Origin of the sequence: Mitsuokella apri (assembly GCF_047974105.1) — a bacterium.
Taxonomy (GTDB): Bacteria; Bacillota; Negativicutes; order Selenomonadales; family Selenomonadaceae; genus Mitsuokella.
Window position 1 is genome coordinate 251,860 of the sequence record NZ_JBHYRS010000002.1, and the last position, 23,222, is coordinate 275,081.

A 23,222-nucleotide genomic window follows, 5' to 3' on the forward strand; every position below is an offset into this window, starting at 1 on the left:
TTATCGTTATAACACATCTGCCATTGTAAGAAAAAGCCGCCCGAGGGGCGGCCATATTTCATTGCTGTGCAATATTCAGTTCCTGCTTCAAAGCCTTCTGCAGAGTCTGTGAGAAGTTGATGCCGCAGTTCTCGGCCTGAGCATTCAACCATGCCGGAATGCTCAGCGTCTTCTTGACAAAACGCTTGGCCATTTTCTCACGGATAGACGGCATGAATGCATCGACGAGGAAAAAAGTCTCATTTTCCTTTAGTTTATGGGCAGCTGCGAGCTCACGGATTGTCGAAGGAGCAGGCGGAATTTCCTCATCATCCTCTATACCCCATAAATGCAGGGCCAAAACATCGCGTGCTTCCTCGACAGCTTCTGCTTCCGTCGCACCATACGTTACACAGCCCGGCAAATCTGGAAACGTCACATGCACGCCATCCTTTTCATAATCGAGCAGCGCGATATAACGATAAAAATCTGGCTTTTCCTTTTTTTCCATATGCAACGCCTCTTTTCTCCGCAATAATAAGTGACAGGCAGAGCGAGCTCATTCAAAATGGAGCCCTGCCTGTTTCTCGATACTCTTCAAGTCGTTCAGGCTCAGGTCCTTGACTGGATGACGGACTGTGACACGTCCCTTCTTAGTCGGATGCTTGAATTGATGATGATCTCCGACACAAGCAACTTCGTACCAGCCGTCCTGTTTCAATATCTTAAGTATCTCTCTAGAAGAATAGCCTTTCATGCATGTTCTCCCTTCAAATATATTTTAATACGTATTTTATTACGTGTCAAGATATACACGTTTTCCTCAGTCTCAGATATTGAACGGCGTGAAGAGTTTGCGGATGTAGTTGCGGGCTTTGCTCATGACTTTGATGACGGGCTCCATCATCTTTGGCTGGCGCACGACGTAATGCATGACGCGGCGGCGCAGCTGGCGGTAGTCGGAGTCGAAGTCACGCAGGACGTCCTCCATCTCCTTCTCGACCGAAACGGCCGGGATATTCGACGGGACGATTTCCGACGCGCGGCCCGTGATTTTGGCGAGGTCGCCGCGGAACGGGATGTAGCACTCAAGGCCGAGTTCCTTCTGAATGCGGTTTTTCAGGGCTTCCTGCGCCGGCGCTTCGCCGTGAACGATAAAGACTTTTGCGGGCTTCGGGTCCGTGATATTCCCGAGCCAGTCCATGAGCTGATTGGCGTCGGCATGGGCCGAGAAGCCGTCGAGGCTCTTGATTTGCGCCTTGACGGCGATTTCCTCGCCGAGCACGCGCACGCGCGTGATGCCGTCGATGAGACGGCGGCCAAGGCACCCCTCTGCCTGATAGCCGACAAAGAGAATCGTCGACTCCGGGCGCCAGAGGTTGTGTTTGAGGTGATGCAGGATACGGCCGGCATCCGCCATGCCCGAAGCCGAAATGATAATGGCCGAGCCCTCGGAGCTGTTCAGAGCCCTTGACTCCGCCGCCGTCTCACAGATGCGGACCTGCGAGAAATTCGGCACCTTGCCGTCCTTGCCAAACGCCTTAATGGCGTCGTCGTCAAAATCCTGGAAATTCTTGAGGAACACGCGCGTCGCCGCGATGGCCAGCGGACTGTCGATGATGATCGGAATATCGGGGTCGAGCCTGCCTTCCTGATGCAGCCGGTAGAAATAATAAAGAAGCGTCTGCGTGCGGCCGACGGCGAACGACGGAATAATCAAATTGCCGCCGCGGTCCATCGTCTCATTGACAATCTCCGCAAGTGCCGTCTCCTTGTCGTAGAGCTGATGCAGCCGATCGCCGTACGTCGACTCCAGCAGCACAAAATCCGCGCCCTTGATAATCGTCGGGTCCTTGATAATCGGCTGATGCGGCTGTCCGAGGTCGCCCGAGAACACGAGTTTCGTCTCCTTGCCGTTTTCCTTGACATAGACCTCGAGAATCGCCGAGCCGAGGATATGCCCCGCATCGCGGAACACGACGCGCAGATTCTCCGACAGCCTGAGCTCCTGATTGTACGGCACCGGTGAAAAATGCTTCAACGCGTCCATCGCATCGTCAATGCCGTAGAGCGGCTGGACCGGAGCATCGCCGCGGCGCTGCCCCTTACGGTTCAAAAGCTCGGCGTCCGATTCCTGAATGTGTGCGGAGTCCGGCAGCATGATTTTTACGAGGTCGCACGTCGCCTTCGTCGCATAAACCGTGCCCTTGAACCCCTCGCGCACGAGCTTTGGAATCATGCCGCAATGGTCGACATGCGCGTGCGTCAGCAGCACGCCGTCGATATCGGCCGGATTGAACGAGAATTCCTCATAATTGTACTCGCGAATGCGTTTCGAGCCCTGAAACATGCCGCAGTCGACGAGATAACGGTCCTCGCCGGTCTCCAAAAGATAGCACGAGCCCGTGACCGTATGGGCAGCACCCAAGAATTCGAGTCTCATAAAAAGGCCTCCCTTATCATTGAATCCCTGAATCGTTGAAATCCGATACATTTCCTTCCTATTATATATAGTATATAACAGAACGAAGTATCTTTTTCTTGTTTTCTTTTTTCTACACCGTTTTCCACTTGCTTTATATTGGTAGTATTCGCACCCATACGTTCGGAATCCTCTTTTTGAACACAACTTTCACAAAGATTTTACAAACAAAAAACAAAAAAGACAGGGCCTCGAAAGGTCCTGCCTCATCGCGCGATGCAAAGCAAGTTTATTTCTTTTTGCTGTCTTCCTTCTGCTGCTCCGTAGCGGAACGCTCGAAGTGCTTATAGAACTGCTCCGACATATTCGTGTAAGTAGCTACCGTGTCGCCTTCGCTGCGGTTGGCCTGAATCTGGTACGTGTACAGCAGCTCATTTGTGCCGGCCTTGTAAACATCGAAGAAGAACGACGTGCGGCTGTCATTGGCGACCGTCAGGATGACATAAGCATCGGCGTAATTGCCGACATACTGCTTGAAATCCTTCGCAGCCGTGCGGCGGTCGAGTGCCTTGATGTCGATGTTCTGGTCCGTCTTGATGTTCTGCGCAATCGTGTCATACGAAATGACATAGCAGCGTGCCACGCGGCTCGAATCATAGACAATCTGCGTCAGCATATCCTTGTTCGGGGACTTCGGGTCCACCTGCATGTAAAGCGGCGAACCAATGGCCAGACGATGAATCGAAGTCAAATCCGCGCCCGGCTGCACCGTAACCTTATCGGCATTAGCAAAAGCAACCTGCGTGCTGAAAACCACCATGCAGACAATCAGCAGCATCTGGAAAATTTTCTTCATAAAAATATCTCCCTTGCACAAATTTTGCGAACTAGCATCGCATTGTTACTCCCATTTTACACTGCCGGGGAGTAATACGCAAGACTTGACTTTTGCAAAAAGGCTCCCCAGTCAGGGAGCCTTCTCATAGCCAAAATCAAAATGCCAAGCCATTCTCCCGTTCAATCAGGCAATATGGAGCGCCTCGCGAATGGCATTCTGCAAAAGATTCGACAAGTTCAGGTTATGTTCCTTTGCCAGCGTATTCATCCAGCTCGGGATGGAAACATTTTTGCGCACAGCACGCTTGTCATTCTGACGTGCATAAGCCGTCGTATCGGCGCGAATCAATGCGACCGTCCCGCCTTCCGGCACCTTGATATCCTCAAGTGCCGATGGCGCAGGAATCGTTTCGCCATTCTTCTCCATACTCCAAAGCGTGAGATTCAGAGCGTCCTCGGCATAATCAAACGCCTCATTCATATCAGCACCATCCGTAAAACATCCCTCCAGATCAGGAAAATCAACAAGAATGTTATCGCTCTCTTTATCTTTCGAAAAAATAGCCGGATATATGTATTTCATAAGGCAGCTCCTTTCATATGAAAAGAAACGGAGCCAGTAGGAGCCTCGCAAGCAAAGCTGCGTCCTCTTTTACTGGTCATCCGTTTTCCATCTCTAGTCTACCGCAAATGTTTGGAATTAGCAATGATCAAAATGCCAGGCCGTTGTCCTTGTCGAACATCTCTTTATTTCATCTGCAAACGGAAATCAGGGTATGCTTGATTCCACTCTTCTATACTAAGCACCTGCACAGAGTCGATCATTTTCTCCGGCATATCGATCTGCTGCTGTAAAAGGAATGGCAATCTTGCTGTCAGCAAAGTTCGGACACGTTTTCTCAGTACGATATCACCATTCACACACTCCAGAATATAAATGTAGCGTTTTATCTTATGCATGTGATGCTGCATGGATTGTAAAAACTGCAGGCTGTCAAAATATTTACGTGCAACCGTATTCAGCTTTTTATCATCAAGTGGCTTAAAGGCCTCAGGATGGACAGCTTGCGGCAGATTCGCATTTTTATATTCGACGAATAGTATTTCCTGCTCTGTCTCCGCTATAAAATCCACATCGCACAGGATACTGAGCTTTGCCTGATGAAATATGTCATGCAGGTTGTCTGTCGCCCATAAGGCTGCAGAAAAGTCGATTTCACAAGAATTATTCTCATCACAGAAAATTCGCGGCATCCTACTCACCTACCTGCAAGCCGTACACTTCATCCATCAGTTTATCAAAAGCATCCATAATGGCATTATGCTGTAAATCTGCAAAGCATTCCCTGCTCTCACATTGGACGCTGCCGCTTTCCGTTAAATACAGGGAATGGTACCGCACGGCATCGTCTTTCTTTTTCCGCACGTCAAAGTACTTAGCTAGCAAGTAATTGTGCGTGCTGATGAAGATCTGCACGCCATGACGTGAGAGTTCGAGCAGGCACTCCACGAGCACGGGCAGAAATTCGGGGTTCAGGTTTGCCTCCGGCTCATCCCACAGCAGCAGGGTATTCTCTGCGATGCTCTCGTTCATCAGCAGCTGCCAAAGCAACCCGATCTTTTTAAACCCCTCCGCCTCTACGGCAAAATTGACCATGCGCCCATCGTGCTTGCGAATATAGAATTCTTCATTCTCTATGACAACCTGCCCATCCATGAGCTTCTCAAGATGAGGCAGGATATTCACGGCCAAAGGCGGCACTTCGCGCAATTTCCACTGATTCGCCCTGCGAATGATATCCATAAGTGTCTGGTCAAAGGGAAAATCCCGATATTTTTCCGCCATTGCCAGCAGGCCCTTGGCATTCGTCAGCATATCCTTGACCGGGATGTACACCGCCGGCGGCAAATCGAGGGAATACAAGAATTGATAGCGCGCATCAAAACCAGAACCGCCAATCATGACAGACTTGTGGCTCTCTTCATCTGTATCGAGCTGTATCCTGCTGTCTGGCTTCTGCGGATCGCGCAGCAGACTGTCATAATGGTCCGATAGACCAAAGCACGGAAAGAAACCTGCCTTCCCGTCCCGTACAATATCAGAACCCACATACAACAATTTCAAAAGCTGCGTCTTGCCCGTACCATTCTTACCTATGACTACATTGACTCCCGCAGACGTCTGCATCCATATATCCTGAAAGACTGTAAAATTCTTTATATGAATTTTTTTAACGGCCGACATACAATCCCGCCCTTCTTCATGTAGTTTTCTTCCATTATTATACCGTAGCGGCATGGACACGACAAGACGCGATATACAAAGACGCCCTGCAGCAAACCAGTCTGCAGGGCGTCTCTCGTCTATGCTGTTATCTCAGTCCCAGCGCTCTCATGCTTCCTTCGCGAATTCCGCCGCCGTGCGCTCAAGTGCGCTTTTGATGACGTCGTCCATGTCGTAGTACTTGTACTCGGCGAGGCGGCCGCCGAAGATGGTGTTTTCTTCCCGGGCGGCGAGGGCTGCGTACTTCCTGTAGAGCCCCTGATTGCGCTCGTTGTTGACCGGATAGTAGGCTTCCTCGCCCCTGTGCCAGTCGGCCGGGTACTCGCGCGTGATGTAAGTGACGGGCTGCGTGCCGAACTCGAAATGCTTGTGCTCGATGATGCGCGTGTACGGGACCTCGCGCTCCGTGTAATTGACGACGGCCACGCCCTGATGATTCTCCTCTTCGAGGCGTTCCGTCTCAAAATGCAAGCCGCGGTACTCGAGCTCGCCGAGCTGATAATCAAAATACTCATCAATCGAGCCCGTGTAGACGACTTTCTTCGCCACGCCCGCATACGCCGCGCGCTCCTTCAGGTAATCCACGCCCGTGCGCACCTCAACGCCCGCAAGCAGCGCCTCGATGAGCTTATTGTAGCCGCCCACCGGGATCCCCTGATACCGGTCATTAAAGTAATTGTTGTCAAACGTATAGCGGACCGGCAGCCTCTTGATGATGAACGCCGGCAGCTCCGTGCAGCTCCGGCCCCACTGCTTCTCCGTGTACCCCTTGATGAGCTTCGTATAAATATCCGTGCCAACAAGCGAAATCGCCTGCTCCTCAAGATTCGCGGGCTCCCCCTTGATGGCCTGACGCTGCTCGGCGATGATCGCCTTCGCCTGCGCCGGCGTCACAATGTCCCAGAGCTCGCGGAACGTGTTCATATTGAACGGCAGATTGTAGAGATGCCCCTTGTAGTTTGCCACCGGCGAATTGACGAAATTATTGAACTCGACAAAGCGGTTGACATACTCCCAGACATCTTTATAGCTCGTATGAAAAATATGCGCGCCGTACTTGTGAATGTTGATGCCGTCCTTCTGCTCGCAGTACACATTGCCCCCGACATGCCCGCGCCTTTCAAGCACCAGCACCGACTTCCCCGCCTGCTTCGCCTCATGCGCAAAAACCGCACCGAAAAGACCGCCGCCAATGATTAGATAGTCAAACATGAAAATTTCTCCCCCGTTATAGTAAATTCATACATCCATTATACCGCAGCAGCGCGAAATACACCATCGAATCGTGACTCCTTTCACGATTCATTTTCCTGATTAAAGATATCAAATGCCCGAAAAGAAACCTGAATTTGACGATACTTTTGCCACGGAATTCGTTTAAACATTTCTCGAGCATCGTTAAATGCACGATCCGGCCATGCTGCGCCGAAGAATACTCCTAATGGTGCTTTTATCTGCATTCTTCTACCTCTCAAAAAGTCTGGGTTCCATTCATCACTAGACAAATGTTCCTTCTTTTTTATAAGATCCGCAACGAATCTTTTCGATTCCTGCGATAAGAATGAATTTCCCGGCTCACGTTCCAGCGCATTTAAAAGAAACGTCTCTAACGCTCCCTCGCCTGTTAACGGGACAGATAAAAATAAGCATTCCAGAGATGAAGACTCATCGAACGCCAGCGGCTGTTCAAGCTTCAGCCATTGATTTTCCTCAATCTGAAATGCACAATTACAGGTTTTCGAAATGACTTCCTCTATACCTTGCCATCGCTGCTGAATCTCTTCATCACTATCATGATCACTGATGACAGCCATATGCGTATATGAAGTGTCTGTATTCAGCTGATTTACCATTAAAACCTTTCGTACATACTCGGAAAAATTATTGCCGGAAACATACACGATATCCAGCTGGTCCTCTCTATGAGTATAATGGCATCCTGCATTCCCAAAAAGATTATTCTTTGACTTGCGTGAAAATCGAAAGCCATACAGATTGCAAAAATATTCACTGAGTACAATCTGGTCTGTCTCACCTTCACATAAGATAATACCGTTCATACTCTCAACTCCAAGCCATCATCCATTGCTGCCAAAGCATCTTTACCAGTCAGGGTACGTGCCTTCACAACACCTTTCACATTGCGCAGGGTTATGACTCGTATGTCATCCATCAAAAGTGCGTCACCGGCTTCGTCATGTATTCCCTGTAAAAATGAATACAAAAACTCACCGCTATGCGATGTCGCAAAAACCTGATTTTGAAATTTTTTCGCATATCGATACAATTGGATGCCCAAAGACCCTTGTGCCTTATGATGGAAATTTACGTCAATCTCTTCAATACAATGAATAGATTTTTTGTAAGCGGCCATATTGCCAATAATATTAAACCAACGCCGTACGCCATCTCCCAGCATATACATTGGTACCATTCTCTTATTTTTAAAACGGCAGCTGAGGGATGCCTCTGTACCGTCAGGATACGGGATATTCTCGATATTTTCCAAATCAAGTCCGGAAAATGAACGGTTCATTTCTTCAATCACCTGCTCAAGCAAGCGGGACCGCAGGAGTATCGAGTAGATTTTTTTATTCTCAATCTCATTTTGATGAGTAAGGATATCATCCATTTTTGCCATAATCAGTGGTTTGGCCGAAGGATTCACATTTCGAAAATCTGGATAATCCATCTCCACCGTGAACTCTGGATCATTCGTGGTCGACACCTTCCACTTTCCCAATGAAACTTTGGGGATAGGTATGGACATCCCTTGTATTTCCACCTTTATATTGGACGGTTTTGAAATCGGTTCTGTCGCTTCGAAATTTCCCATTTCATTAGGAATAAAGCCAGAAAAAATCTGTCCCGGCATAAACTGATGCCGAACCTTCACATCTTTATCATCAATTTTTCCCGAGAAGGAACACTTCATGATATCTTCTTCCGCAATATCATGAAAAACATTCAGGATTAATTCTGCTGCTTTATATGGCCCATTCATTGTAAAAGTGTTATTTTCCTGGATGCGATGAGGAAGAATATAATTAAAAAATGGATGTATATTCGCCCCACATGCATACGCAAAAAGTGCTTCCAGCATCGAGGTCTTGCCGACATTATTCACACCAAAAAAAAGGTTTATTTGGGAAAGGCTATTTATTTTTATATTAGAAAATTTTCTAAAATTATTAATTTCAAATTCTGTTAGCATATTATCCCTCCCTTATTGCTCCATTTTATTATACCGTAACAACATGCATAGGACAAGCAGGTCTAAGCCCCGCAAAAATATGATGCATTGCCACGAAGCTGCATGAACAGCGGCAGGCGGCGCCGCAATCCAGTCAAGATGATGCACGAGGAAGATCAGCAGCGTATGGATGCCGACAAAAAGCGTAGGACGCCGCATCATGCACATTCCCCTGCCACCACGAAGCGATAATAGAAATCACCGAAACAATCAGGCACGGCAGAATCAAATGTTTGCAGCCTTTCTTTAAACGCCGGATAAACATATCGCGGTCATTGGCCAGACGATATGTATATCCCGACAACAGGAAAAAGAGCGGCATATGAAACGAAAAAATGACATTGCGCGTGCCGCTGCCAAACTTCACCGTATGGCCGATAATGACCAGGATAATTGCCACGGCTTTCGCAATATCGACCCATTCAATGCGCCCCTGCGGAACGGCAAATAGGCCTTCTGTCTGTCTGTCTGTCTGTCTGTCTGTCTGTCTGTCTGTCTGTCTGTCTGTCTGTCTGAGCAAGCATATATTCCCCTCTCTGCTTTGTCAATAGTTTCCCCGAAAGTATGACATTTGCCTGATGGCAAGATGATATCACCATTATAACGCATATCGCATTGCCTCACAACAGTCATTCTCACCAGCCCCGACTTATCCACACCCCTGTGGATATCGTCACTTTTTTCTGTGAATTTATGTGGATAAATCTGGGTACCCGCCCATTTTAGGCCCGTTTTGGTGTCATTCTGACTGTCAGGCCGTGCGTCATATTGACCTTGTGGATAGCCGCCAGGCCTTATGCGGCGCGGGTTGCGGGAGCTGTTAAGATATATACTAAGCGAAGATAAAAAAATCATATAGTAGTGGGGCCGCTCTCTTCTCCCTGTCGGATGATGGGCCCGGCCCTCTCTCTCCCCCCTCTCTAAAAATTTTTCGAGTTTTTTCTTATTTTTTCCCCGCTGCTGTCACGATTTGCAACGATATGCAGCACTTTGCATCATTTTACACTATTTAGCGCCATTTTGCAGGGGTCTTGCATTATCCAGATGCATACTGTATACTAAGACACGTCAGCAAGATGCTGGACACCACAATTTGGCACGACTCACAAACAAGAACTCAATTCAGAGTTTGCTTGTCTCTCATGACAGATCACGGCTCTGAACAAGTTCGGACTGGATCTCTCGGAGACAGGCAGGCTCTTTTCTTGTCTCTCCTCTGATCGCTTCAGTTTTACTTTTTTGCTGAATTGTCGCGCTATTGTATGTTTTATATGTATTTTGGTTTATCAGAGAAGGGAGTAATTTTATGAAAAAAGCAAGAAATGTCAAGAAGATCACGGCGTCCCAGACGGTCGTCACGAAGTTCTCTGCAAAGTGGTCCAAAAACCGTGTTTGTCACTGCGCAACGGCAGGAGACGACTATCCGGCTTTTGTCTCCTGCCGTAAATTTGCTGCCATCTCTGGTATCGGTGAGCGCAACATCCGCAAGTTCATCCAATTCACCGATTTCCCCTGGATGCAGGTAAACGACTGCACCCTGATTCCTGTCGAAGAGGCCCTGAAATGGCTTGTCGAGAAATGCTGCGAACACCATTCGTTCCCCTTCAACGCAGATGATGAAAAGGAGTAACATACTATGTACATCGAACCCGTCACCGGCATTATCGCCGAGTTCCGCCATTTCTACCAGATGATGCCCGTCCGCCCGCTGTCAGCACGTGCGCAGGCCTTCTGGATGTTTCTTTTGTACCGTGCGAATGCGGCTTACTGGCAGTTCCCGCTGCAGATCCAGCTCAACGAGATTGCCGGAGCCCTGCGCCTGTCGCGTTCTTCCGTGCAGCGCGCCCGCGATGAGCTCACGCGTCAGGGCTATCTGCTCTACGAAACCGACCCGGGTCATCGCACGGTCAAATACTACCTCATCAGCAACGTCCGTCCTCACAGTATGATGACGGCCGAAAGCATGCTGGCTGGCACCAAGAACTACAAGGCTCTTGGCGGCCACAAGAATGGCCAGCCAGCCCCTATGCCCATGCTCCCTAAGAAAAAAAGTCGTAAAAAAGGAAAGGAGGAAGACAAACATGATGATGACCAGTAAAGCTCTCAAGCTTTATTTGGCCATTGAGCATCTTGGCGCAGGTCAGCTCGCAGAGCGCAGCCTGCGCGATGCTGCAAGGCTCTCCCACGGCTCATTTATTGCAGCCAGAAAAGAGCTCCGCCAGATGAAGCTGCTCGATATCGAGCAAATCCACCGCAAGCCACATTATTCTTTGCTGAACCCGGAGCTTGCAGCCAAAGCCATCGCCGAAACTGCGGCAATGGACAACAAAGACCATGCCTGATTTTACCCTCTGTCAAATGAAAGGAGACTTTTTATGAACATTTTGCTGAATCCAGGCCACTCCCTCGGCGGCAGTCCGGACCCCGGTGCCGTCAACAATGACTACGGCATCACGGAAGCCGACATCAACGCCCTGATTGCCGAAAACTGCGCCATCGCGCTCGAGCATTACGGCTTCAACGTCACCGTGCTGCAGAGCCACAATCTGCGCGGCGAAGCGCCGGAATTCCCGAATGTCACGGGCATGGCCAACAACTGGCCGGCCGACCTCTTTATCTCCATCCATGCCAATGCCGGCGGCGGCCGCGGCTGCGAGACCTACTGCTACGACGGTGCATCGTGGGGCAATTTCTTCGCCCACTATGTGCAGGATGCCCTGCACCGCGATGTCAGCCGCGTCGACAAGACCTTCCCGAACCGCGGCGTCAAACTAGGCCCCGAGCTCGCCGTCCTGCGCTGCACGGCCATGCCCGCCATCCTCGTCGAGACCGCCTTCCTCGACCAGGATGACGACGTCCGCCTGCTGCAGAGCTTTCCCGCCATCTTTGGCCACGGCATCGCCTATGGCACGTATCAGTTCATCAACGACTTCATGAATCCCGACCGCTTCCATGAGGAAGACCTCGCCTATGACCTCAGTGAACCGATGAAGTACGTCCCAGCCAAAGTCTAAAATCTCAAAATCCCCAAAAACAATACAAAAGCAAAGTTGACTGTCAAAAGTTTTCGAAAATTACATCTTGCAATTGACACTCACCTACTGCATAATGAAATCAAGGCAAGGGCAAACGCCTAAGCCACGGCCCAAGCAGCCGGCCTCAACGCTTGGGCCCGAGGCCAAACATCCCTATACCATCTGTCCGGGACCAACATCCCGCAAACGAAAGGAGCATGCATATGCCAGCACATCGCATCAATGTCACCACTGCCCTCAAAATCAAGGTCGAAAACGGCACGACGGACACGGGTCTCGTCAAGTACGCAACGCGCTCGTACAACTCCATAAACCCGGAGATCACGGACGACGACCTCTACACGATCGGCCAGGGCCTTGCAGCCATGCAGACGCACGAAGTCGGCGACATCCAGCGCACCGAAACGGCGACGCTTTCCGCTGACTGACCCTTCCAATCCCTTCCACCTCTGCTGAGGCGCCAGCAACGCGCCTCACTCCCAAAAGCTTTTGCCGCCTCTATATAATGAAAGGAGCTACACGCCATGAAACGTACCTTACAGATCACCTTCGTCCTCGACAATGCGAAGACGAAAACGCTCTCCCTCGTAGACCCCAAAGAAGACCTCGCCAAAGACACGGTTGAAGCCTGGGCCCAGAACGTCATCGCCAAGAAAGCCATGCTGCTTGACGGTGCCCTGCCCGTCGCTTTCAAGGAAGCATCCTTCCGCAAAGTCGACGTCGAGCTGCTTGTCTGAGCCTGACCAAAAGACAAAGGCAAGTGAGACACATGGAACAAAACCTGCTCACGGCCATCTCCAGCGTAGGCTTCCCCATCGTCGTCACGCTCTACCTCCTGACCAGCTTCCAGCGCTCCATGGACCGCTTCACGGATGAGCTGGGGCAGCTGGTCAAAGAGCTGCATGAACAACAGCGGGCCTGCTGAGAATCGGCCAGACGTAACAACATATTCCTCCATCGCACAGAGTCCCCACAGCGAAATGAACGCTGTGGGGACTCTTCGTATACTGATATAATGAAATGAATCACGATTCATTTTCCTGATCAAAATGCCAAGCCATTATCCCGCGCAAGTTTCTGTACCTCTTTCAAAGAAAGCTGCGTAGTTTCCGCGATAAAGTCTACCGGCATTCCCTTTCGCAATAGGGACAAGGCAATTCCTAAGATCGCACGTCTTTTATCTGCCCGCCCTTCAGCAAGGCCTTCCTCGCGGCCCTCAGCACGGCCTTCCGCACGGCCTTTTGCAACGCCATCTTCTTCAGCGATTTCAAGAGCGCGTTTCTGATCCCATTTGAAGTTCACCATGTCGAACACCTCTTTCTCATTTTCTGCAAAATAATCCGCCATGAGGTCGTGGGTCCTGCAATAAGCAATGGCCCGACGGATCGCCTGTGTCAGATTCTGACTCTCTGCATAATAATCGCGGGTCTTCTGCACAAAAATACTGTAACAGCGGCAGGCATAGCCGGTCTCTTCTCTCCCAGAATCACGGCTACCTGGTCCGGAGCCGCTCCTGCCAGCGGTCGCAGAGTGGGAACCGTCTTGTGACAAGCGAATGTTGTTTTTAATAGGAATCCTATCATCCTGTCTATATATGCAAATATGTAAAAATATTTGCAACAACATAAAATGTCTATTTCTCTGATAGCAACTGAATAACCTGATCCCAGTTGAGTAAGTCTTTTTCACGAGCAGCAAATATATCATCTTGTAACTGTTTCTTTTCATCAGCATCAGTAGAAAGGTTTTTCTTTCGCTCTAAAAAATTTTTAAAATCATCATCTGGCGAATAAGAAAAATTTATATTTATTGGATTATATTTTATGGGATTTGTGTGCCTGATAGATTCATTCAATACCTTACAGGCTTTACATATGTTTTCAAATGTCATTTCAGTCTTTTGATGATTTGATAAATCTACACGTTTTCTTATGTCTTTGACACGTTGATCTATTCGTAAAAGAATGTAAGAATATCTTTCTTTCTTATCATCTTTCCATATACTTATATCATAATATGAACGTTCAAGATATCCTAATCGTACACACGCTCTAATAAACACAGACATAAAATCAGTAAAATAATCTTCTGAAAGGAAATTTCCCACAACTTTAAGATTTGCAATTTGCCTCATGACTAAAGAAAATACTTTATCCTTTTGCAGACTTGCATAACGTACAACCCTAAAATAGTCCCATGTCAACAGATTCTTTTCACGTCGTTTCTCATTAAAAAGATTTAGTAATTTACATTCTTCATCTGGTGTGAAAGGAACAAGATGAGAGGCATCTAAAACATCCTCAAAATATGAGTGACCAAAATAATTAATCGTTGTATATCCATCTATGCGTTCATTCAAATAGAACGATTTCCCCAATATTTCTTCCCAGGCTTGATATTGTTCCTCTATCAAATCCTTAGTAAGAACTTCTCTCTTTATTTTTTTTATGATTGTCTCTCTATTTGTCTCCGGATGATTTCCTGCTGAAATAATATTATGATAAATACGATCCAATTTTAAATTATATTCTTCATTTTTTTGCTCAATCAAATGCTTTTTCATTTCAGAGCAATTATTAGGGAATATTATTATTTGTTGATATCCTAAGAAGTCGAGTATGGACATTATTTTCCTATTCTCTCCGTATGAAAGAAATTCATTCCTATCTTGTTCAAAATTTTGTTCTTTAATTATATCACTTAAATAATATTTATTTAAACAGTTGCTTTTGCTATATTTCAATTCATTATAAATTCTAAACAAGGAAGAAATTTTTATATAGCAATCTGGCAATATGTGTTTTAAATATAACAAACGTATCAATAGCTTTTTATTATCTGAATTCTTATAAAAATCGTATCCAGAAATCATTGATATAATTTCTTCTATCCAAAGCCGAATATTTCTCGGAGTATAACTTACTTCCTCTAACATCTTACTCATTGGCGATTCATGAAAATAAGATTGTTCCATTTGTATTTTCTCTAACAAATCTTGATTTTGGCTAGACGAAATTTTTAGATCATCAGCAGATAAAATGTGCGTATCTACTTTTAGTTCACATAATACCATAACCACAATCTCGAGAAAATCCAATTCCGTTAATTTCATTGAATATGGAATATACTTTTCTAGATAATTTATATCTATCCCTAGGCTAGCCATTCTGCTATAATCATATTGATAAATGATTTTAATATGAGAATTGCTAAGCCGTTCGTTAATCGCTAGTATCTGCTTTATTATTTTATCATCATCAATACGATCAAGATCTTCATAGATGATAATTAAATCTTTTCTCATATTTCCAAGCTGTATTTTAAATTTTTTTAGGCTTTCTGCTGCTCCTTCATTTTTATCCAGAAAAAAATTAATAATACTACGGAAATCTTTTTGGCTATCAAATAATGCATTCACCGATTCTGACTGCAAAGATAAGATACCATCCTTCTTTAATACCTTATCTAATTCATGAAACAATACTGGTATTAATTGGTCCACTTTACAGGTCAAAACACTTATTTCTATAATATAATAATTTTGGGATATGTCTTCTTCGTTTTGTAATTGTGATAAGAGAAAAGTTTTACCCATTCCCCATTTTCCATCGAGTCCAATAATGTTTGCTGTCTCCAGAAATTTTTTCAATCGCTGCAGATCACGATGTCGTTTTGGAAAAAGTTCTGGTTTAAACGGTAGATTTTTCTTTCGTAGATTTCTTTTTGATAGACACGACCCAATTGAAAGACAAACTCGGATACAAAAGAAAATAATCCATAAAGCAATAGCATCAGATTCAATTTTATTGATAATGAACCAGCCATTACTATACGAAACAGAAATTATTATAGCTAATATTCCGATCAATACTATAGTGGTTTTTCCGCTTCGTACAGGATCATAAGAGATAAGTAAATATATCGAGAAAAGATATACTATAAAAAATATCATCATATCACTCATCCCTTATGACTTATGTTTTTGTATGATATTATAAGACAAATTACAATAATCGATGCGATGAACAAAAGAAGATAGCCATATGAGATATCTACATTGAATATCTGTATTAATGATAACAATAAGAATACAAACCCGATAAATAGTCCTACATATATACAGATAATAAGCTGCTTCAATATCTCATCATATGCATCTGACCTTTTCGAATAAACAAGATTATCAAAATCCCCATTATTAACACCAGCATTTATTCTTGGTAATTGTGAAATCAAATCTACATAATATGCATCCAGTGATAGGTAATGAATGCCATATGATATCAAAGATAAAAACAATGTCAGAATGAAGATACTAAGTGAAATAATGATATATCTGCTAGTATCTTGAGAAATCAAATTAGATTGCTCGAGATATAAGAGATATATAACAGCTATACATAAGGTTAAAAAAGTACTGGTCCCACTAACAAGTAAAGTTGTTTTAAAGGTTTTCGTTCCCGCTTGTATCAAACTTCTAAAAGCTATCTCTTTTATCTCTGTACATATTTCTTAATTTGGCAGAATACTCTATTTTCCGCATTTCTTCTGTTATGTCTTTTTTATTCGCATCCATTACGAATATCCCCTTCGTATCATTCGCAAAAACACTCTCAGTTTTAATAGAATAGTATTATTGTCTATAATGTTAAAGAGATTTATATGCAGGTTTTTCCCTCGCAATCTTTCTGGTGAAATATCTCATCACCAAATCAACTTAAATCTTATTTTTCATCCGACTATCATAATAAACGTCTTTCCACATGGATACGGTCTAAATTGTATAGATATCATCTCATATATCTGCATAATTATAATCTAGTATGCCGTAAACAACGCATATATACGAATAATATATACAAACAAGATGCATATTTACAGAGAAAAGTTGGTCAGGCATAACAACATGTCCAGTCCAGCCACAATCCCACGCATTGAAACCAAACGCTGCGGGAGATCTTCGTGTGTCTGTATAGTTCATCGGCAGCGGGCAAATTTCGGCAAAGGTGTGAGCAACGGCAGGCATCGCCGGTTTCTTCTCTGCCGGGATCACGGTTTCCTGGTCCGAAGCCGCTCCTGCCAGCGGTCGCAGAGCGGGAACAGTCTTGTGATAAGCGGACGTTCCAAGAGCACGATTCTCAAATAATCGATGACTGCCCCACAAAAGAAGACGAGCAACACCGCCGAGATGGCATGTACGGGCAGCCATGCCGATGTATAGAGGTGGCATTATGGAATACGTGATGCCAGAGATACGTGCGGAGCAAGTCGCTGTCATGCAGCAGATAGATGCCAAAGGTCGTGCTGGCGAGCAGATTGACTGACCAGCTTCCACAACTTCTTCAGCTTGAATGACGACGTGATCATGAAATAGCCCGTGATCATGACGAAAATGTCAACGCCAATTTTGCCGCCGCAGGAAAAGAGCTGCAGAAACAGCTTGTTCCCGCTCATCTCCGGCGTGAACGCCCAGCCGCCGTGCACAGCATAATGATGCATGACGATCATCATCATTGCGACAATGCGCAAAAGCTCAATGTTGCTCTTTCTTTTCTTTACTGTCTGTCCGACTCTTATCGTCATCCATATTAAAACTGCACCTTGCATTATTCGCATTGCTTGCTATAATCTTCTCTTTTTTATGGAACTTCTTTTCATAAATATCATAGAAGAAATCTGGTATTAATTTTGCAGATTCTCTATTTTCTTTAATTTCGTTCTGTAAATCAGCTAGTTCTCTGATTTCATTTTTTATATTTTTATTCTCGATTTGCTTAATGATTATATCGATTTTTGCTTTCATCCTTGTCAGTCGTTGACAATCTTTATGTAAATCATATATATCTTTTTTTATTTTATCAAAAATTGGTATTGCACAAACAACAGCGAGTGCTATATCTGAGATAAAACTATTTACTGCTAGAATCAAATATATAAAACCAATAATAATCAGGATTGTTATATAATTTCTGCGCAACTTATAATCCCAACGAATATTTTCTCGCTGACAATAATAAACTTGTTGAACCGGTGTTAATTTTGAATAATCCTCGTACCAATTTTTCATTTTTTTATATTCGTCATGCTTGCATTCATATTCACTTAACAAATCATTGATCGTATTAGCAGAGTAAACATATCCCCAATCTTCAAAACTTGTTTCAGTTACTTTTGAATAGAGATTTATATCGATATATTGTTGTAAATCTGCTGCAGCCTTCTTCTTTTCTTTTATCTTATTTGACAAAATAAAAATGAATCCAGATAAAATAGCTGGCACAATAAATTTTATTTCAAAATCAAAATTATATATTTTGCAGATAACACTTTGATATATGATAAGAACAATAATTAAAAATACTATTTTTCCATTTAAGCATTTAGCTTTAGAATATATCTTTCTTTGAGTTGCTAAACACTTTAAATAGATATCTTCATTTTGCATATCATAAATGCTCTTAGCCATAGGTAGGAAAATCGCTCCCCATTATTTCTCTCCATTTATTTATTGATTTTTCCATATCTCTTTGAGTTTCATATTCGCCAGCTTCAACGGCTTTATCATAGTCACGTTTTGCAACGTCATATATTGCAGATTTTTCCTCATAAGTTAATGTATTGATATCTCCCTGTATTTCTTTCAAATCATCTACAGAAGAATATATTTTTTCATAAAGATATTTTAGGAAGTACTTAAATCTCCAATCAATATACTCAGATAATTTTATTTCCGATTCCGCATATCTTACTACCATCGTTTCCAGCAAGTACGACGGCATTGTTGGGGCATTCTTTACGGTATTCCACTTTTTTGACAACCGAATAAGTTCTAATAATCTTCCCTCTTTACTCTGATTAATTCTTGTTACATAATCTCTATCACGACTAGGATCTGTCTTTTTCCAATTACCATTTCCGTTTGGAATCAAATAATATGAACGATTGTTAATATCCTTTACTGTATGATAGCAGGGTACAATGTCATATGACCAGTCTTGGGATTTTAGATTTAAGACAATTGCCTCTTGAGAGCGTTTTATGTCAGATCGTGAATAGTTTGCCAAGGATTTTAACTTTGCCCTGAACTTATTCAGCACCTGAGTACTATTTAACGTTCCATCCTCTCTCCTGCAATCCTTCTGGCCACGAACTGTAGAACTGACATTTATTCTGATATCATCCCAACTATATTCTGTATACGTCCCTCCATCTGCAGATAAACCTATCATCAAGTCAATGTCATCTAATGGTCTAATTTTAGTCCGGCGTGCAAAAGAACCGAATTGTATATTAAAATCTTCACATAGATGGAAAAATTCTTCATCATCATTAAATGATTTTATGTTATTTAGAAGATTATCTTTACTGTTTCTTGCATTCTTCGTATCCTCAGAATCCAAGTTGACATGATTCTTCATAAAGTCTGCAAAAGAAGCATTAACCGTAGTTGACATTATATTTCTCCCTCACGATATCGCCAAAGATACAATTTGACTACTCTGTATCCTTTCATATTGCCTTCCTTGCAATTTATAAAATAGCAAATTCCTAATCTGTCTGCAAGTTTCAGCCAGCAGTTTCCGGCAAAGGATGAGCAGCGGCAAGCAGCGCCGGTTTCTTTTCCGATATGATATATCACATATGCCCCGTATAGAAAGAACGGTGCACTGGTTTCGAAAGATGATGTTGCTCTAAAAAATCATTTACCTTATTTAAGAAGCACTCATTTCCCCATGGCGATATGTAAATTTCGCCTATTAAATGCTCAAGAATGCAATTTATATATTTGAATTCAGTATGCCCTACCTTATCGATATCTGATGCGATGAATTTATCATATGTACTGAAATCATGCTTACTGGCATCTTTATAATCGTCATCAACTACTAAAAGGCGCAACTCATGTTCCCATTCAAATTTTCTCTTATCCTTTAGCATTGTATAACTAAATGGATCTGAGTATTGACGACTATCTATCCAATGATCAATATAACGAACTCGACCAATATAAATATCATCTTTTGTCTTGGAAAAAGATTCTTTCAGTTGACCTACTGTTGTTTTTATTGCAATGCCATGAGGTTCGTGTGCATATACATCCCATTTTCTTTTTACTTCTCGCTTATCTATCCCCCAGCAATTGACCACTAAAAATTTCTCTACAAAGTCTACCGCTTTTTTTCTTCCTTCCGGAGTAGCTTGTACATTATCTATAAGGAAATATGTATTACCAATGGTACGCTGCGTATAAGGAGGCATAGCGCCTTCAAGGGGATCACCCTTTCTATAATTGATTACACTATAAAAGAACAAAGTTTCCTTTTCAACTAAGTCCTTAAACTTATCATAACTCATATAACGCCATATGATGGTATCATCGAAAGGAGTTTTGAATAAATTACTGTTCTTATAAGGCATATGCAGTTACCTCAGATATTAATCTGAACAAAGATGACTTCAGAAATCTTAATGATTTCAATACAACCGTCCCCACTGTCGTCACGCTCTACTTCCTGACCAATTTCCAATGCTCCATAGACCGCTTCACGGAAGGACTTAGACAAAGCTGAGCAAAAAGCTACATGAACAGCGACGGGCCCGCTAAGAGCCGGCCAGACATAACGAAACACGAAAGAAGCCCCGCCCCAGCCTCCGCAGTGAAACCGAACGCTACGGGGGACTTCTTGTACATAAATAGCAAGCAGCTCATATTGAGTTATTAAATTAAAACACGTCACACGGAACTTATCATAAGCAACAAAATAGAAAAATAGTAATCATCTATAAAATTTTTTATAAATATAACTTCCCTTTGGAAAAAGTCTTTTAACTAATTCTCTTCTTCCAGTTTTTTTAGGAAGCATTTTATCGACAAATTTATGTACTAACATATTTAATGATAGATGTGCATCATGACGCGCAATTAGATGATTATGTATAACCTCGCTTAACGTACCTTTATTCACAATATCCCAATATAGCAAATAAAATTCTGGTGATTTATAAATGTACCAGGGTGAATCTTCATGATAAGTACTGATATATTTATTTTTTTTTGCCTTTTGATACTCTTTTACTAGATTATAAGGTGCTTCTTTTACATAAAATTCTGTTCCCTGTGTGGTATTATACAACCAATTATATTCATGCGGCAAAAATTGAATATTTTCTTGGTAAATCGAATTAAAAATTTCGATCGATCGTGGACTTCTTGGCAAATTTGTATTTTTTATCGGCAGTTTAGCTATCAGCATTTTTAATGAGGTTTCTCTTAATTTTTCTAAATTGATCATGAATACAGTATCACTAACATAATCATATATATTATGAATCTTAAAAAAAGATTCATTGTAGACTTTGTCTTCAGTATAAAATGTATTTAAAATACCTTGATAATATACGGACTTAACAGCTGCAATAGGCTTCTCAATTAATTCTAAATCAAAAATACTATCTATATTTTTTTCAATCAATGTATTCCATCTAAGATAAAGGCATGAATCGAAATTAGGTAAAATCCACGGCAAAAAAGAATTAGCAAAATAGGAGAACTTACCATATTCTTCTGTTAAGGCATCCAAGAAAGAAGATGTTTCTTTAAAATGAACATGCACATTAGTATAAGGAGAGCAGAGTTGTTGGTAATAATTTTTGTAGAAAGAATCTATTGTATTAGCCATAATCACGAGGTCATATTCTTTATTACTAGAGAGATTATTGATTAATGTATATACCGATGGATACAATAAAAACAATGGTACTTTGTCGGCATCAATCACAATTTTTTTTGAATCAGGTGTTGCCGGCATCACATTAGATATCGGATCTGTTTTATCAAAGTAAAGCATTTGGCATTCTTTTACTTTGATTGACGGGGTAGTTTTTTTCAAGTAATATATATATGAGCTAAATAAGATTTCTCCCATGAACCCATATATTCTGGAAAGCTGCTGATTATAGTGAGATAAATCAACCACTTTCTCCAAACGATTTAATACATCAAATTCAAAGGCACACATTTTTTTGAATAAATCTGCACGTAATACAAAAGTATTAAATCCGTAAAAATATTTTCCGTCAAGGTATTCACGCATATTTTTATAAATATCCGGATAATATTCTTCTACGATTGCAAACATTTTTTTTAAATCATCAACATTAATTAGTGCCTTATCGTGTGCTAACCAATGTTCAAGTGTTGTTTTTTTAGGGCCAAATGGTGTATTTACTTTACTTAAATCCTGTGCTTCTCCTACCAGAATATCATTGTTTTGTATTGTCTCTTCAATTACACTTTTATCTAACAATCCATACTTTTTCTCTGTAAAAGGATTTAATACTCTTACCAATACTTGTTTACGATTATCTGGTGTGAAATTCTGGAATCTTTCTTTTGTGAAATTCAAATATCTTCTATAATGGCATAATCCGATATAATCTGCATCAGAATGTTTCCATGCCCAGTACTGTGCAGTCATTTCGCAATATTGAGGATTCTTTTCAGAAATATTGTCACCTGCATCGTCTCGTTGTATATTAAGTTCCTTATTAGATAATTTTGCACCTACATGAATTGGAATAAATAACTCATTTTTGGGCAATTCGGATGGCTTATGACAAGCTACATATATCTCAATTTTTTTATTTTTCATTTATACTTCCCCCTAATTATTCTTATATTCTTCGCAAACTCGCTCTTTTTCACCAAAATCTTTCATTTTCCCATGATCTAACCATAAAACTTTATTACATAAATTCTCTATCATCCTTATATCATGAGAAACCAGAATAATAGTGACATTATCTTTTATCATTTCTTGTATTCTATCTTCACACTTTTGTTGGAACTTATAATCACCAACTGATAAAACTTCATCTACTATTAAGATGTCTGGTTTTACCATTGTTGCTATTGCAAATCCCAAACGTGCATACATACCGCTTGAAAAATTTTTCACAGGTACATTTATAAAATCCTTTAATTCCGCGAAATCAACAATCTGCTCATATTTATCTTCTAAAAATGCCTTCGTATAGCCTAGGATTGCACCATTTAAAAATATATTTTCTTTTGCTGTAAGTTCTGGATCGAAACCAGCGCCTACTTCAATTAACGGCGCAATAGAACCACTAACCTTTACGCTACCACTAGTGGGCTGCAACACGCCAGCCAATATTTTTAACATAGTACTTTTTCCGGCGCCATTGAAGCCAACTATTCCTAATATATCGCCTTCTTGAACTTTAAATGATACATCATCGAGTGCAATAAAATCATTATATAACAATTTCCCTTTTAATAATTTAACTACATATTCTTTTATACTATCAATACGCTCTTCCATTAAGTTGAAATGCATCGATACGTGATCAACACTTATTACTGTTTTTTTCATATACATTCTCTCTCAT

General features: G+C 42.6%; 26 protein-coding genes. 7 read left to right on the top strand and 19 right to left on the bottom strand.

Going from position 1 to position 23,222, the window contains the following annotated elements:
* Positions 1-58: 58 nt before the first annotated feature.
* The 11 genes from ACE419_RS04130 to ACE419_RS04180 all read right to left on the bottom strand — a co-directional run bounded on the left by ACE419_RS04130 (position 59) and on the right by ACE419_RS04180 (position 9,295).
* Positions 59-490, bottom strand: a complete 432-nt coding sequence (locus ACE419_RS04130) for a type II toxin-antitoxin system HicB family antitoxin (RefSeq protein ID WP_435721109.1) — start codon at positions 488-490, stop codon at positions 59-61.
* 48 nt (positions 491-538) lie between these two features.
* Complete coding sequence (locus tag ACE419_RS04135; protein WP_302610202.1) at positions 539-736, bottom strand: type II toxin-antitoxin system HicA family toxin; 198 nt, start codon at positions 734-736, stop codon at positions 539-541.
* A gap of 72 nt (positions 737-808) precedes the next feature.
* Positions 809-2,422, bottom strand: coding sequence for an MBL fold metallo-hydrolase RNA specificity domain-containing protein (locus ACE419_RS04140; RefSeq protein WP_435721110.1), 1,614 nt, complete (start codon positions 2,420-2,422; stop codon positions 809-811).
* Positions 2,423-2,690: 268 nt separating this feature from the next.
* Positions 2,691-3,257, bottom strand: a complete 567-nt coding sequence (locus ACE419_RS04145) for a coenzyme F(420) biosynthesis enzyme (RefSeq protein ID WP_432647533.1) — start codon at positions 3,255-3,257, stop codon at positions 2,691-2,693.
* 165 nt (positions 3,258-3,422) lie between these two features.
* Positions 3,423-3,821: a type II toxin-antitoxin system HicB family antitoxin gene (locus tag ACE419_RS04150; protein WP_432647534.1), complete on the bottom strand. Its 399-nt coding sequence runs from the start codon at positions 3,819-3,821 to the stop codon at positions 3,423-3,425.
* A 164-nt stretch (positions 3,822-3,985) separates the two neighbouring features.
* Positions 3,986-4,492 carry a hypothetical protein gene (locus tag ACE419_RS04155; RefSeq protein WP_432647535.1) on the bottom strand — a complete coding sequence of 169 codons (507 nt, stop codon included), beginning with the start codon at positions 4,490-4,492 and terminating at the stop codon, positions 3,986-3,988.
* 1 nt (position 4,493) lies between these two features.
* A complete protein-coding gene (locus ACE419_RS04160; protein ID WP_435721249.1) occupies positions 4,494-5,537 on the bottom strand; it encodes an AAA family ATPase in 1,044 nt (347 codons plus the stop codon).
* 93 nt (positions 5,538-5,630) lie between these two features.
* A complete protein-coding gene (glf, locus tag ACE419_RS04165) occupies positions 5,631-6,734 on the bottom strand; it encodes a UDP-galactopyranose mutase (protein ID WP_435721111.1) in 1,104 nt (367 codons plus the stop codon).
* Positions 6,735-6,817: 83 nt separating this feature from the next.
* Positions 6,818-7,582: a DUF3226 domain-containing protein gene (locus ACE419_RS04170; protein ID WP_435721112.1), complete on the bottom strand. Its 765-nt coding sequence runs from the start codon at positions 7,580-7,582 to the stop codon at positions 6,818-6,820.
* Positions 7,579-8,736, bottom strand: a complete 1,158-nt coding sequence (locus ACE419_RS04175; RefSeq protein WP_435721113.1) for an AAA family ATPase — start codon at positions 8,734-8,736, stop codon at positions 7,579-7,581. Before ACE419_RS04175 ends, ACE419_RS04170 begins: the two co-directional genes overlap by 4 nt.
* Positions 8,737-8,869: 133 nt before the next feature.
* Complete coding sequence (locus ACE419_RS04180; RefSeq protein ID WP_435721114.1) at positions 8,870-9,295, bottom strand: acyltransferase family protein; 426 nt, start codon at positions 9,293-9,295, stop codon at positions 8,870-8,872.
* Positions 9,296-10,081: 786 nt separating this feature from the next.
* Here ACE419_RS04180 and ACE419_RS04185 point away from each other — a divergent pair.
* From ACE419_RS04185 to ACE419_RS04215, 7 genes are all read left to right on the top strand, one after another.
* Positions 10,082-10,405 carry a hypothetical protein gene (locus tag ACE419_RS04185; RefSeq protein ID WP_435721115.1) on the top strand — a complete coding sequence of 108 codons (324 nt, stop codon included), beginning with the start codon at positions 10,082-10,084 and terminating at the stop codon, positions 10,403-10,405.
* A gap of 6 nt (positions 10,406-10,411) precedes the next feature.
* Positions 10,412-10,873, top strand: a complete 462-nt coding sequence (locus ACE419_RS04190; protein ID WP_435721116.1) for a helix-turn-helix domain-containing protein — start codon at positions 10,412-10,414, stop codon at positions 10,871-10,873.
* A complete protein-coding gene (locus ACE419_RS04195; protein WP_435721117.1) occupies positions 10,857-11,117 on the top strand; it encodes a hypothetical protein in 261 nt (86 codons plus the stop codon). The genes ACE419_RS04190 and ACE419_RS04195 overlap by 17 nt, the downstream gene beginning before the upstream one ends.
* Positions 11,118-11,150: 33 nt before the next feature.
* The gene (locus ACE419_RS04200) at positions 11,151-11,789 is read left to right on the top strand and encodes an N-acetylmuramoyl-L-alanine amidase (protein WP_435721118.1); all 639 of its coding nucleotides are present in this window, start codon (positions 11,151-11,153) and stop codon (positions 11,787-11,789) included.
* A 224-nt stretch (positions 11,790-12,013) separates the two neighbouring features.
* On the top strand, positions 12,014-12,238 hold the full coding sequence (locus tag ACE419_RS04205; RefSeq protein ID WP_435721119.1) for a DUF1659 domain-containing protein: 225 nt from the start codon (positions 12,014-12,016) through the stop codon (positions 12,236-12,238).
* Positions 12,239-12,334: 96 nt separating this feature from the next.
* Entirely contained in the window at positions 12,335-12,547 is a 213-nt protein-coding gene (locus ACE419_RS04210) for a DUF2922 domain-containing protein (protein ID WP_435721120.1), read from the top strand.
* A gap of 32 nt (positions 12,548-12,579) precedes the next feature.
* Positions 12,580-12,735 carry a YvrJ family protein gene (locus ACE419_RS04215; RefSeq protein ID WP_432647796.1) on the top strand — a complete coding sequence of 52 codons (156 nt, stop codon included), beginning with the start codon at positions 12,580-12,582 and terminating at the stop codon, positions 12,733-12,735.
* Between the two features lie 119 nt (positions 12,736-12,854).
* Here the strand turns inward: ACE419_RS04215 and ACE419_RS04220 are convergent, their stop codons facing one another.
* The 8 genes from ACE419_RS04220 to ACE419_RS04255 all read right to left on the bottom strand — a co-directional run bounded on the left by ACE419_RS04220 (position 12,855) and on the right by ACE419_RS04255 (position 23,206).
* On the bottom strand, positions 12,855-13,436 hold the full coding sequence (locus tag ACE419_RS04220; RefSeq protein ID WP_435721121.1) for an RpnC/YadD family protein: 582 nt from the start codon (positions 13,434-13,436) through the stop codon (positions 12,855-12,857).
* Between the two features lie 7 nt (positions 13,437-13,443).
* Positions 13,444-15,774: a P-loop NTPase fold protein gene (locus ACE419_RS04225; protein WP_435721122.1), complete on the bottom strand. Its 2,331-nt coding sequence runs from the start codon at positions 15,772-15,774 to the stop codon at positions 13,444-13,446.
* A 1,310-nt stretch (positions 15,775-17,084) separates the two neighbouring features.
* A complete protein-coding gene (locus ACE419_RS04230; protein ID WP_435721123.1) occupies positions 17,085-17,339 on the bottom strand; it encodes an acyltransferase family protein in 255 nt (84 codons plus the stop codon).
* A gap of 4 nt (positions 17,340-17,343) precedes the next feature.
* On the bottom strand, positions 17,344-18,276 hold the full coding sequence (locus tag ACE419_RS04235; RefSeq protein WP_435721124.1) for an S-4TM family putative pore-forming effector: 933 nt from the start codon (positions 18,274-18,276) through the stop codon (positions 17,344-17,346).
* Positions 18,269-19,264, bottom strand: a complete 996-nt coding sequence (locus ACE419_RS04240) for a hypothetical protein (protein WP_435721125.1) — start codon at positions 19,262-19,264, stop codon at positions 18,269-18,271. Before ACE419_RS04240 ends, ACE419_RS04235 begins: the two co-directional genes overlap by 8 nt.
* Before the next feature lie 181 nt (positions 19,265-19,445).
* Positions 19,446-20,228: a hypothetical protein gene (locus ACE419_RS04245; protein ID WP_435721126.1), complete on the bottom strand. Its 783-nt coding sequence runs from the start codon at positions 20,226-20,228 to the stop codon at positions 19,446-19,448.
* Between the two features lie 359 nt (positions 20,229-20,587).
* The gene (locus tag ACE419_RS04250; RefSeq protein WP_435721127.1) at positions 20,588-22,462 is read right to left on the bottom strand and encodes a DUF4422 domain-containing protein; all 1,875 of its coding nucleotides are present in this window, start codon (positions 22,460-22,462) and stop codon (positions 20,588-20,590) included.
* Between the two features lie 12 nt (positions 22,463-22,474).
* Positions 22,475-23,206, bottom strand: a complete 732-nt coding sequence (locus ACE419_RS04255; protein WP_435721128.1) for an ABC transporter ATP-binding protein — start codon at positions 23,204-23,206, stop codon at positions 22,475-22,477.
* Positions 23,207-23,222: the final 16 nt, after the last annotated feature.